At 48.9% G+C, this 12,067-nt stretch carries 12 protein-coding genes; 5 read left to right on the forward strand and 7 right to left on the reverse strand.

Annotated elements, in window-relative coordinates; all coding sequences use genetic code 11:
- Positions 1-36 precede the first annotated feature (36 nt).
- The 5 genes from QWF21_RS05070 to QWF21_RS05090 all read left to right on the forward strand — a co-directional run bounded on the left by QWF21_RS05070 (position 37) and on the right by QWF21_RS05090 (position 5,283).
- Complete coding sequence (locus QWF21_RS05070; protein WP_330086964.1) at positions 37-1,917, forward strand: hypothetical protein; 1,881 nt, start codon at positions 37-39, stop codon at positions 1,915-1,917.
- Positions 1,914-2,237, forward strand: coding sequence for a DUF2523 domain-containing protein (locus QWF21_RS05075; protein WP_330086965.1), 324 nt, complete (start codon positions 1,914-1,916; stop codon positions 2,235-2,237). Before QWF21_RS05070 ends, QWF21_RS05075 begins: the two co-directional genes overlap by 4 nt.
- The gene (locus QWF21_RS05080; protein WP_330086966.1) at positions 2,238-3,332 is read left to right on the forward strand and encodes a zonular occludens toxin family protein; all 1,095 of its coding nucleotides are present in this window, start codon (positions 2,238-2,240) and stop codon (positions 3,330-3,332) included. It begins immediately after the preceding gene.
- A gap of 261 nt (positions 3,333-3,593) precedes the next feature.
- The gene (locus QWF21_RS05085) at positions 3,594-3,932 is read left to right on the forward strand and encodes a hypothetical protein (protein ID WP_330086967.1); all 339 of its coding nucleotides are present in this window, start codon (positions 3,594-3,596) and stop codon (positions 3,930-3,932) included.
- Positions 3,933-4,749: 817 nt separating this feature from the next.
- Positions 4,750-5,283: a CIA30 family protein gene (locus QWF21_RS05090; RefSeq protein WP_330086968.1), complete on the forward strand. Its 534-nt coding sequence runs from the start codon at positions 4,750-4,752 to the stop codon at positions 5,281-5,283.
- Between the two features lie 13 nt (positions 5,284-5,296).
- On the opposite strand, the gene QWF21_RS05095 is transcribed toward QWF21_RS05090, so the two are convergent.
- From QWF21_RS05095 to cmk, 7 genes are all read right to left on the reverse strand, one after another.
- On the reverse strand, positions 5,297-7,021 hold the full coding sequence (locus tag QWF21_RS05095; RefSeq protein WP_330086969.1) for a potassium/proton antiporter: 1,725 nt from the start codon (positions 7,019-7,021) through the stop codon (positions 5,297-5,299).
- Positions 7,022-7,057: 36 nt separating this feature from the next.
- A complete protein-coding gene (gene pyrF, locus QWF21_RS05100; RefSeq protein ID WP_330086970.1) occupies positions 7,058-7,756 on the reverse strand; it encodes an orotidine-5'-phosphate decarboxylase in 699 nt (232 codons plus the stop codon).
- Between the two features lie 11 nt (positions 7,757-7,767).
- On the reverse strand, positions 7,768-8,907 hold the full coding sequence (locus tag QWF21_RS05105) for an N-acetylglucosaminyl transferase (protein WP_330086971.1): 1,140 nt from the start codon (positions 8,905-8,907) through the stop codon (positions 7,768-7,770).
- A gap of 3 nt (positions 8,908-8,910) precedes the next feature.
- Positions 8,911-9,150: a lipopolysaccharide assembly protein LapA domain-containing protein gene (locus tag QWF21_RS05110; RefSeq protein ID WP_330086972.1), complete on the reverse strand. Its 240-nt coding sequence runs from the start codon at positions 9,148-9,150 to the stop codon at positions 8,911-8,913.
- A 55-nt stretch (positions 9,151-9,205) separates the two neighbouring features.
- Entirely contained in the window at positions 9,206-9,490 is a 285-nt protein-coding gene (ihfB, locus tag QWF21_RS05115; RefSeq protein WP_330086973.1) for an integration host factor subunit beta, read from the reverse strand.
- Positions 9,491-9,551: 61 nt separating this feature from the next.
- Positions 9,552-11,228, reverse strand: a complete 1,677-nt coding sequence (rpsA, locus tag QWF21_RS05120) for a 30S ribosomal protein S1 (RefSeq protein ID WP_330086974.1) — start codon at positions 11,226-11,228, stop codon at positions 9,552-9,554.
- Positions 11,229-11,331: 103 nt separating this feature from the next.
- Positions 11,332-12,018 (reverse strand): (d)CMP kinase, encoded by a 687-nt coding sequence (cmk, locus tag QWF21_RS05125; protein WP_330086975.1) that lies wholly within the window; start codon positions 12,016-12,018, stop codon positions 11,332-11,334.
- Positions 12,019-12,067: the final 49 nt, after the last annotated feature.

The following is a 12,067-nucleotide window of genomic DNA, read 5'->3' on the forward strand; positions in this document are numbered from 1 at the left end:
TGCCCCTTGCTTACGGAGAATTTATGATTTGGGCATTTGGCTATTTTATTTTGGGAGCAATCACAAGTGCAGCAGCTATCGCAGGTTTTAAAACAGCTGGGGGCTAACCTCCCCCGATTTATCCAGCGGTTGGCAATCCGCCGCCTGTTTTTCTACGTTATACGCCACCCCCTCCGCTCTCTATTTTTCCTTATCAAAGCCTACCTGCTGCTAATGCTCTTTGCTTTGTGCCTTACCTTTGCAGCAGGCTCTTTAGCGGCTGAAAACCCCTGCGCACAAGGGGAAGTTTACAGTCCTGATGATGGCTTGTGCGGCATACCTGCCCCAGATTCAGCATGCACAATCACATCGATTTTCGTAAATAATGGTAACTTAGCCGGTAGAAGTTATCAGTCTTATCAGCTATGGTTTGCTGCTGCTAACGCTGTAACTCCAGGTCATCAAGTTGGTTCGTGCGAGTCAGTAACTCCAAATTCATCTCGTGAATGGGTAACGCAACAAATCACTACAGCAGATTTAGGCTTTACATGCCCCGATTCTGGTAGCTTTGTTGATCTCACTTATAATCATGATAGAGAGGTACACAAAACACGTATAGCACGCACAACGGGCTCTAACTGCACCACAACAAATTCAGTCGATACGTCTACCACCATCGTTACAGCACGCGTTAATTTTAACCGTGATGGTGATATTGAATGCCCTGATTCTCATCCTATTGGCCCGCGATTTTTGGACACTGGCGAAATAATAGGTAACTTCTGCTTTCGTATTGCAGAGCCGCCACCCCCATGCGATTGCTCTGACTTACAAGGCCAGGGAACATGGGCTGGCCTGTCTTACTTGGCTGCATCCTCGGCTTACAGTCAGGACAATCCTCCTCAATGCTTAACCATCACTGACAACGGCCAGTCTTGTGACTGCCAGATAGTTGCCGGTAACTGGGCTGCTTTTGCCGTTGGTATTGATGGATCACAATTGCGCTGGCAACCGCTCCCGACAGCTCAGGGCCAGCCAGCAGGTACATTTACCGGCGCATCCTGTGGTGATGAAGAATCGACAACGCCCCCGCCAGAGCGGGAAACCTGCTTTACATTGCAAGACGGCACCAGGTATTGCTTGGCTGACCGTGACCAGAACTGTACCCGCATTGATGGTGTTGAAGTCTGTCAACCAGGCTGCGGCAGATTGAACGGTGACTTTGTTTGCTTTGATGGCCAGGACGACAACCCAACAAACCCGGGTGATGACCTTGAGGATATAGACGACAACATTACCGACCCAAACAAATCCATCAATGACATGGTAAAAAGCGACTTTAAAGAGGTGCAACGTGGCACTGAACAACGTCTAGACCAACTAGCCCGCCTTTTGCAGAACTCAAATAATGCAAGCCGCACAAACCATAATGCCAGCATGTCACAGTACCAGGCATCTAATAGAGCCCTGGGCAATATTGACTCAAAACTGGCAGGTATTGGTGACACCCTAACAGCCATGGCAGGCACGTTGGATGGCATAGCCGATTCCTTGTCTGGTGACCCTGATGGTGACTGTGAAGGCGATGACTGTGACGACGAAACAACAGACCCAGGCATTGATTATTCAACCGATGCACTGAGCGAATTCACCGGAGAACCCAACGACTGGGAAGAGCGCAATTTTGGCACTGTTATGAAAGCAGCTGTTGACCGCATGCAGGAAGCTCCTGTATTTGAATCTGTCAGCACCTTTTTTGATGTGTCATTTGGCGGTGATTGCCCTATTTGGCAGGCATCAGTGCCAATGATGGGGGCTACGTTTGATATCAACATAGACCAGCTATGTAGCCCAACCATGAATTCACTTTGGCCCATCATCAGGGCCATCATTATCTTAGGTTTTTCAGTGTTAGCGTTTAGGGTGGCAATACTATGAGTAAGGTCAAAGAATGGTTTGCAAACCTCTGGCAAGGGTTTGTGGATTGGTTGGTTGCAATCATTATCATCATCCTCACCTGGATAAAGGATCTCTTTTTGCTCATCTTTGAGCTGATGCTGGATGGCGTTGTTTTTATCTTTGAATTGCTAACACCGCCAGACTTTCTGGCCGGTGGTATGGATGCCCTGGTAACAGCCCTGCCACCAAGTGTCACTTATTTTTTGGGCCAATCAGGTGTTGCAGAAGGTATCGCCATTTACGGCGCTGGCGTCACCTTCCGCTTACTCCGCAAACTCTTCACCCTGGGACAATGGTAAATGATTATTTTCCACGAAGGCTTGCCCCGCTCAGGCAAAAGCTACGAAGCCATCAAAGAACACATCATTCCGGCTCTAACAAAGGGCCGCAAGGTCTTTGCCCGTATCAATGGCCTCAACTATGAGCAGATAGCTAAGCTTGCCGACATTACCCTGGAGGAATGCCAGCAGCTGCTGTTCCACATCACTGAAGAACAGGTACCGACTATCTACGAACACGTAGAAAATGACGCCCTGGTCGTTATTGATGAACTGCAAAACTTCTTTCCTAGCGGTCGCGGCAAGCTCAGCGATGACATGACCAAATTTATCACTGAGCACGGTCACAGTGGGCTCGATATTCTCACAATGGGCCAGGCTATATCGGACTGCCACAACCTCTGGCGCAAGCGTACACAGCGTAAAATTCAGTTCCTCAAGCTCGATATGGTTGGCAAGGACAACAGCTACAAATGGACTGCCTACACAAACCGACCAGACCCCAAAGGCGAACCCACTTGGGTAAAAATTACCTCCGGTACCAAGAAATATGATCCTGCCTATTTTGGTGCCTATCTGTCACACCAACCTGACACTGAGAACAAAGACAACTTGGAAGATGCCAGGTTAAACATCTTCAACGCAAAATCGTTACGTTACGGCGTTCCTCTGGTTTTATTCCTGGCCGTCTACGCCGTTTATCACCTGTACTCGTTTTTCTCATCACCAAGTGTGGTAACTGTCGAACAAAATCCACCCCATCATGTTGAGACTAACCACACTCCCCAACAACACCAGCAACACCAGCAACCCCCTCGCCGCCCTACAGATTTTGTCATGTCCAATGACCAGCGCTACACCCCAAAGCTCACGTATATGAGCAGCTATTTTTCATTCATCCAAGATTTTTTGGTTGTCTGGGAAGATAGCCAGGGCCGTGTCCAGGACATGCTGTATATGGATGGATTCCGTGACATGGGTTACACCTTTGAAAAGCTTTCCATGGGTGTCAGGGTGCGCAAGGGTGACTATGAGCAGATTTATCGTTGGATGCCTGTGCACGAGTCCTGGGGCCGTGTACCGGTGCAGACCCAAAATGAGCTTAGCGGCTCCTAGCCATACGCCTGCCGTTAGGCAGCCGTATGGCTATGGAGCTGCGGCTCCAATTGCTTTCTTCCATCAATTGCAATAAGCTCTTAACAAATTAAATTGCAAGTATCTGTTATGTTTCGCTACCTCCCAATTTTAGCCATTATCAGCTTGCCTCTTCTCGCTAATGAGCAATATACAGTTGCTCAATGCCAATCCATTGCAACTGAACGAGAGCGCATTAAAAGCCGATTTAGGTCTGGTTTCAGAGAGCAGGAGAGAAATTACTTGAATCGCCGTGACAACGAGCTGTTCTTGCTTTTATCCAGGCACTGCACCAACCCTATTCAGCCAGGCACCGGACAGGCCAGCAGCAATACGCAACAGCAAAGAACCGTGACACGCTCACGCACTACAGTGCGCAACCAGCCCATTAATACCAATTATTCAGCCCGAAACCGAGTTTATACCGGCGAAAAGGCTCAAGCCTGGCAGGATTTTTACCAGGCATCTGATGAATGCAGACGAAGAAACCCCTCCCAGGCTGATTTTGTGGCCTGTGCTGAGGATAGAGCCCGTCAAAGACGAGAGTTTGAGGCTCAATGGCGTCAGACCAATCCAGATTAATTCTGGCCTGCATGACCGGCGATAGCCGGTGCAGTGAGCGATAGCGAACGGGAACCCAGCTCCCCTCTGGTAAATGACTCCTTTATTCCGCGCCCACAATGGTTGATTTCAATCCGGCCCCTCCCGCGCTTGCCGAACAGACAGCGGCGTTAGCCGCACAAAGCGCCCGTAGGGCCGCTATAAATCGCTTTAGCGTCTCGCGCCATTGGCGCGTTTTCCCCGTCGCGTCTCCGCGACTCGCGAAGCGTTTTCTTCTGGGGCGTCTCCGCCCCTCTCCTTCTGCCGTCTCCGGCAGGCTCGCCGCAGGCGTTTTCTCTCTCTTGGGCGCGTCTCCGCGCCCCGCGATTTTTTCGGCTAAAACAGCACTTCGGATCGAGGAAAATTTTTTTTCGCACTCGGCCGACAGGCCAAAAGGTTAAGTGATACTGCTCTTTTCTCCCATTTTGGGAATTATTCGGTGTCTGACTTTAAAAACAAGCCGCTTTTTTAACGATGTCTGCCAGTTGCTCTAAACCAGAATCAACACCTAGCCTTTTTCCCAATTATGGCAATAAAAAAGGCCGGAGATACCGGCCCGACTTGTTTCTTAACTTATTGTAATTTAACAATATGTCTCATTATGAGAAATTGAATATTAGAGTAACTAAGCCTATTTTTTGACTAAATCGGTCCAAAGCTTAATGTGCTTCGTATTAAGACAATACCTAATGACAGGATTAAACAATGCCGGAGCACTACTGCCATGACACTTTTGCTTCGATGGTTTGGCCTTGCTGCATTGTGGATTTGTTTTGCTTTGCAGGCGGAAAACATTTTGATGTCCGTACATCCTAATCAGCCTGGTACTGTGCGTTTGCAATTTGCCAGCGCGAATGACTTTAGTAATACGCGATTGGTGCATGATACGGTTATGGGTGGTCGCTCACATGGGACTTTACAGCCAGTTGAAACCACAGCGCTGCGTTTTAGTGGTCATCTGTCATTAGCGAATAACGGAGGTTTTGCATCAGCGCAATTTAATTTAAAGCAGCCATTGCCTGCTTTGAATTTCCAGCAGATCAGATTGCAGTTAGCTGCCGATGGCCGTCGCTATCAGTTGCGGCTTAAAACACCATTTATCCCGGACGGTGTTGCTTATGTCGCGCACTTTGATAGCCAGCACGGCAAAGCCAGTTATGAATTTACGGCCAGAGATTTTAATGGCCAGTTTCGTGGCCGTGCTGTCGCGAAAATGCCGGTACTTCAGTTTGCCGATGTATATCAGGTCAGCATTATGCTGGCGGATAAAACCACAGGTAACTTTGACATTTTGCTCTATGACATTGAGTTCTCAGCGCTGCAGTCCATTTAAAACACATAGAAACTCAGCTGTCGCCAGGCTTGATGCCCACCTGTTTAACATTACCCTGATCGTCTAACTGACGTACCGTAAGCACCAGAGCATCCAGTTTTACCTGATCGCCGACCACAACCCGACGGTGAAAGCGTTCGGTGATGTAATCAGCCAGAGTGATGTGGCTTTCATGCTCTGGCAAGGTAATGCTGTAAAAGGCATCCAGTTCATCCAGCGTGATTTGCCCGTTGAGGACAAAATCGCCAAAGAAATCACTGGCTGTCATACTGCGGCTGCTGGCGGCACTGGCCAACACGGTACTTATTGCAGGCACATCGACCATTTTGCACAAGACCAGCACGCTGTCTTTGAGTTTGAATACTGGTTTCTCGCTGCTTAACAGCCATTCGCCGTTACGGATCACGCCTAAAAACTCTGCATTTTGTGGCACGGTAAAGTCCTGCCATTGCTTATCCAGCATCGGCGAGTCGGCTTTAAGATTGAATGAAATCACTTCAATCACATCATTGCTATCGATAGCATCCAGTGGCATGGTTTGATCCGGCCCGGACTCTTTTGGTACTTCCAGTTTTAACCAGCGTGCGACCGGTGAAATACTCCAGCCCTGGAACACCAGCGAGACAATCACAATTACAAAAGCAACGTTAAAGTACAGGTGCTCATCAGGTACACCAGCCAACCAGGGAAAGAGCGCCAGGATGATAGGCACCGCACCGCGAAGACCTACCCAGCTGATAAACAGCTGATCTTTTGCCGGGAAGTGAAATGGGATCAAGCTTAGGAAAACAGCTAATGGCCGGGCGATGAAGATCAGTATGCCAGCGATGGCCAGTGCTGGCAGCAGATGCTCCAGCAACTGGCTGGGCACCACCAATAAACCGAGCATCAAAAACATCACGATTTGACTCAGCCAGGCCAGCCCATCATGCACCCGCAAAATATAGAGCACTTGTGGCAAACGAGCGTTACCAACAAAATAGCCCATTAAATACACGGCCAAAAAGCCACTGCCTTCAAATTGAGTGGTGACGGCATAAACCGAGATACAGCAAGCCACCGCCATTAATGGAAAGAATGCAAAACTTAGTGGCAGTTTGCGGCACAAAAACACGAACAGGCGCCCTGCTCCATAACCGACAGCACCACCGATAACGGCTTGTTTTAAAAATACAATCAGCACCGACCAATCCAGCGCGGTGTATTCCGCCAGCACCCCCACCAGGGTGACCGTAAGCATTACCGCCATAGGATCGTTACTGCCAGACTCAATTTCTAAGGTCGATGCGACCCGGTCTTTGATGCGAATACCGCGGGATTGGAAAATGGAGAAGACTGCTGCGGCATCGGTCGAGCTAAGAATAGCGCCTAGCAACAAGCCCTGCAGCCAATGCAAACCCAGGATCCAGGCTGCAGCAAGACCTGTCACGGTGCAGGTAATCACCACCCCAAGGGTGGCAAGCATGGCGGCAGGTGCCAACGCAACCCGAAAGCGCTCTGGATGAGTGCGCATACCACCATCAAACAGAATAATCACCAGCGCGATGGAGCCAATCAAAAATGCCACTTGCGGGTTATTAAATGTGATACCTAACAATCCCTGTTCACCGGCCAGCATACCAATAATCAAAAACACCAACAGGATAGGTGCACCGATGCGGGCTGAAATCAGCGTGGCAATAATGCTGATTAAAAACAATGCCCCTATAACCAGAATAGTTAGATTAATGGCTTCCACGCGCTAAAGTTCCCTCCCCTAAATGCAAGTTGGCGGCTAAGCCAATTCGTTCAGTATAGCCTGCAAGGCGGCAGCCGGATCAGCAGCTTTGGTAATTGGCCGGCCAATCACCATGTAATCCACACCCACGGCTTTGGCTTCAGCTGGTGTCATAATACGGCGCTGATCGTCCTGGCTGCTGCCTGCAGGGCGAATACCTGGCGTAACAAGACGAAAGCCCTGTCCCAGTTGTTGTTTAAGTAAACTGGCTTCTTGCGCTGAGCAAACGACGCCATCCAAACCCGAGCTTTGTGCCAGAGTAGCTAAACGCATCACTTGTTGTTCGGGTGATTGATCAATCCCAATTTCAAGCAAATCACTTTGCTCCATACTGGTAAGCACCGTCACGCCGATCAGCAATGGCTTGTTAGTACCAAAGGTTTTCAAGCTTTGTGCTGCAGCTTCCATCATACGACGGCCACCGCTGGCGTGCACATTCACCATCCAGACACCAAGATCTGCCGCAGCAGCTACTGCTTTAGCGACTGTATTAGGGATATCATGAAATTTTAAATCAAGAAATACTTCAAAACCCTGGCTGTGCAATTGTTTGACAAAAGCCGGTCCAAAGTGAGTGAACATTTCCTTGCCGACTTTTAAGCGGCATTGAGTTGGATCCAGTTGGTGAACAAAATTCAGAGCGGCTTGCTGCTGATCAAAGTCCAGCGCAACGACAACCGGGCTGATAGTGGACATGGGAACTCCTGTTAACGACCATCGATACCGCTGATTGGCTCCACCGTCTCCCATTGCTGACAGGATGGGCACAACCAGTAGTGCTGCCGGGTTTTGAAACCACAGTTCCGGCAGCTGTATAACACTTTTTTATCCAGATAATTCGCCACCAGTTCGGTGACTGACTCAAGGATATCCGCGGCAACTTCCGAGCCTTGCTTTCGTTGCTCCAGCAAGGCCTTGAATAAACGGATATTGGGCTGTTGCTGCAACTTTTCAAGCAGCAATTGCTCTGCGGCCTTGATGGAGCCGTGCTGCAGCAGCCAGTCCGCCAGCTCAATATGTGCGCTGATGTTGTTGTGCTTATGGCTAAGCTGAGACAGAAGTTGGTACCAGTCTTCATCAGGCATGCTGCAATTTTTTGCCAAGGGGAGAATATCAGCACTCCACTGCGGTTTCTCTATGACAATGCCGCGAAATAACGCAAAAGCCTCGGCGGATTGTTGTTGACTCATCGCCAGTGTCGCCAATTCATATCGAGGTCGTATCGCCTTTGGATACTGACTAGCCAACTGCTGATAGGCTTTGGCACGCTCTGCCGGTAAGCTGTGCTGCAAAGCCTCGCAACCAATATTGGCTAAAGCCAACCGTAGACTACTGGAATTGGTTTGTTCCACCGCTTCAGCAAGCTGTTGTGCTTTTGCCCATTCATGGGTACTAATGTAGAGCGCTACCAGGTTTTTCAGTGCCCTCTCCTGCAATGTAGCCTGGCGGATTAGCGGCACCAACAGTTTCTCAGCCCGATCATACAAACCAGCCGATTGATAATCTTTCGCTAACTCAAATTGAATTTGCTGGGCTTGCACTTTAGGCAGCTTTAACTGATGCAGCTTTTCATGGATGCGGATTGCTTTGTCCCAATCACCGCGGCGACGGAATAAATTAGCCAATGCCAAATAAGTATCAATGGTAGCTGCTTCTATATCCAGTAAGTGCAGCAGTTGCTCTATGGCTTTATCTTCCTGATCCGTCAGCAAAAAGTTCAGGCCAGAAGATAAATTTTTGGTAATGTGGGCGCGGTCTTTCAACTCTTGATGCTTCACGCTATTTCGCCCCATAAACCAGCCATAAGCGGCAGCAACAGGTAATAGCAGAAACAAAAGCTCTAACATAGATTAGCTAGTCGAGGATGGCTGCTGGCGTTTCTTCAACCGGCGGCGTAAACGAAATAACAAACTGAGTAGTACACCAGAAAACAGGCCTAACAGTAAAAACAAAATAGCAACATCAACCAGACGCAGCTCAAATTGGTTATAAAGTAGATCAAGTTCAACCAGTTGCTGGTTGGCGGCACCAAATAAAAAACCTAGCAGCAAGACAAGTGCAATGACAACCGCATAAACAAGATTTACCAAAGCTCACTCCATGGAACAAGGGAAAGTGGCAGACAAAGTGGTGCCACATATCAGACTAGATGTTACCTTTCACTCTGTCACGCAACTCTTTACCTGGCTTAAAGTGCGGAACATACTTGCCATCCAGATCCACCCTATCACCGGTTTTTGGATTGCGACCAATGCGTGGTGCACGGTAATGCAATGAAAAACTACCAAAGCCACGGATCTCAATGCGCTCGTTAGAGGCGAGTGATTGCACCATAAGTTCCAGGATTTCTTTGACCGATGACTCCATATCTTTAACCTGGATATGAGGGAAATCCGTTGCCATTTTTTCAATCAATTCAGATTTAGTCATATTATCTCCTGAGCGGTCATAGAGTGGGCTGGCATAACACCAGCCCACACATCAAGCCAGATTACTGATCTTTTTGAGCAGCTTTAAAGGCTTCAGCCATGGCATTGGCACCAAAGTCAGTTTCTTCCTGCTTATTGATGCTATCCAGAGCTTCTTTCTCTTCCGCTTCGTCTTTCGCACGGATTGACAGGCTGATCACACGGTTTTTGCGATCAACACCCATCAGGCGAGCTTCAACTTCTTCACCCACTTTCAGAGCAGAAGTTGCATCTTCGATGCGCTCACGAGCGATATCAGAGACACGGACGTAGCCTTCAATGCCACCTTCCAGTGCAACGGTTGCGCCTTTGGCATCAACTGCGGTCACTTCACCTTTAACAATAGCACCTTTCTTGTTGTCAGCAAGGTAGTTATTGAATGGATCGTCATCCAGTTGTTTGATACCTAAAGAGATACGCTCGCGCTCTGGGTCAACTTGCAGTACAACGGCGTGTACTTCGTCACCCTTTTTGAACTCACGAACGGCTTCTTCGCCAGTGGCATTCCAGGAGATGTCAGACAAGTGAACCAGACCGTCGATACCACCGTCCAGACCGATAAAGATACCGAAATCGGTGATGGACTTGATTTTACCGCTGACACGATCGTTCTTGTTGAAGCCTTTAGCAAACTCTTCCCATGGGTTAGGTTTACACTGCTTCAGGCCCAGAGAAATACGACGACGCTCTTCGTCGATTTCCAGTACCATAACTTCCACAGAATCACCCAGGTTAACAACCTTGGATGGGTGGATGTTCTTATTGGTCCAGTCCATCTCAGACACGTGTACCAGGCCTTCAACGCCTTCTTCGATTTCTACGAAGCAGCCGTAATCAGTCAGGTTGGTAACACGACCAGTGATTTTCGCACCTTCTGGGTAACGTGAAGCGATAGCAGCCCATGGATCTTCACCCATTTGCTTCAGTCCCAGAGAAACACGTTGCTTATCACGGTCAAACTTCAAAACCTTCACAGGAATTTCGTCACCGACATTGACGATTTCGCTTGGATGCTTCACGCGCTTCCAGGCCATATCGGTGATGTGCAGCAGGCCGTCAACGCCGCCCAGATCAACGAACGCACCGTAGTCAGTCAGGTTCTTAACGATACCTTTGACTTCCATGCCCTCTTCCAGGTTTTCCAGCAGTTGCTCGCGCTCTGCGCTGTTCTCAGACTCGATCACGGCACGACGTGAAACCACCACGTTGTTACGCTTCTGATCCAGCTTGATTACTTTGAATTCTAGCTCTTTGTTCTCCAGGTGCAGCGTGTCACGTACCGGACGGACATCAACCAGAGAACCAGGCAGGAATGCACGAATACCATCAACTTCAACCGTGAAGCCACCTTTCACTTTACCGGTAATTACACCGTGTACAGTTTCTTTGTCTTCACAGGCTTTTTCCAGGCGCAGCCAAGATTCATGACGCTTCGCTTTTTCACGAGACAGCAGAGTTTCACCAAAACCGTCTTCGATAGCGTCCAGAGCAACGTCGATGATGTCGCCGACATTAACTTCCAGCTCACCACTGTTGTTCTTGAATTGCTCGACTGGGATTGCTGCTTCTGACTTCAGACCAGCGTCAACCATAACGACGTCTTTCAGTACAGCAACAACGGTGCCTTTAACAATGGCGCCCGGGCGAGTTTCGATGGCTTTGAGGCTTTCCTCAAATAATTGTGCAAAATTTTCAGTCATAGGTTTGTTTTCAACTATTTGCTTTGCTCCACATTACATCCTGTGCAGTGGGGTTACCAGTTTGTCCCGGCCGGTTCCGTGGCGCGGGATTTTCACTCAGGAATCAGACAAGTTGCAGCTTGCTCTTGGCATACTGATAGACTTCATCCAACACCTGGGTAATGTCTTTATCCGACGAGTCCAGCATCAAGGCATCTTCAGCAGCTACCAAAGGAGCGGTTGCTCTGTTGGTATCGCGTTCATCCCTTGCCTGGATATCGTGCAAAAGGTCGCCGATTTTAACATCGAACCCCTTATTTTTCAACTGCAAAAAGCGCCTCTGAGCTCGAACTTCGGCACTTGCTGTTAAAAATATTTTTACTTTGGCCTGCGGGAACACCACAGTACCCATATCCCGACCATCCGCTACCAGACCTGGCACCTCGCGAAAGGCGCGTTGACGACGCAATAAAGCCTCACGCACTCTGGGTAAAGCGGCGACTTTGGAGGCAACAGCACCCACTTCTTCGGTACGAATGGTGGAGCTCACATTCTCACCTTCCAGAATAATCTTTACTTCACCATCATCGTCGGTGCTAAATTGCACATCCAGATGAGCCGCTAAGGGCTGCACGGCATCTTCATCTTCAGGGTCAATTTGATGATGAATCGCAGCAAGCGCCAATACCCGGTAAATCGCCCCACTATCCAGAAAGTGCCACCCCAGCTTTTGCGCCAGCAAACGACTGAGAGTCCCTTTACCGGAACCGCTTGGACCATCTATGGTAATGACAGCAGCGTCCTGTTGCATTCAAGCCTCCAAGGTTTTATCTCGAATTTCAGCGCGGTAGTATACAAGC

Source organism: Alkalimonas mucilaginosa (assembly GCF_036327005.1).
Lineage (GTDB): Bacteria > Pseudomonadota > Gammaproteobacteria > Enterobacterales > Alteromonadaceae > Alkalimonas > Alkalimonas mucilaginosa.

Excerpts from the sequence above, each read along its gene's own strand:
- QWF21_RS05075 (WP_330086965.1), top strand. The coding sequence starts at position 1,914 with ATGAGTAAGGTCAAAGAATGGTTTGCAAACCTCTGGCAAGGGTTTGTG.
- QWF21_RS05080 (WP_330086966.1), top strand. The coding sequence starts at position 2,238 with ATGATTATTTTCCACGAAGGCTTGCCCCGCTCAGGCAAAAGCTACGAA.
- QWF21_RS05090 (WP_330086968.1), top strand. The coding sequence starts at position 4,750 with ATGTCCGTACATCCTAATCAGCCTGGTACTGTGCGTTTGCAATTTGCC.
- pyrF (WP_330086970.1), bottom strand. The coding sequence starts at position 7,756 with ATGTCCACTATCAGCCCGGTTGTCGTTGCGCTGGACTTTGATCAGCAG.
- QWF21_RS05105 (WP_330086971.1), bottom strand. The coding sequence starts at position 8,907 with ATGTTAGAGCTTTTGTTTCTGCTATTACCTGTTGCTGCCGCTTATGGC.
- ihfB (WP_330086973.1), bottom strand. The coding sequence starts at position 9,490 with ATGACTAAATCTGAATTGATTGAAAAAATGGCAACGGATTTCCCTCAT.
- rpsA (WP_330086974.1), bottom strand. The coding sequence starts at position 11,228 with ATGACTGAAAATTTTGCACAATTATTTGAGGAAAGCCTCAAAGCCATC.
- cmk (WP_330086975.1), bottom strand. The coding sequence starts at position 12,018 with ATGCAACAGGACGCTGCTGTCATTACCATAGATGGTCCAAGCGGTTCC.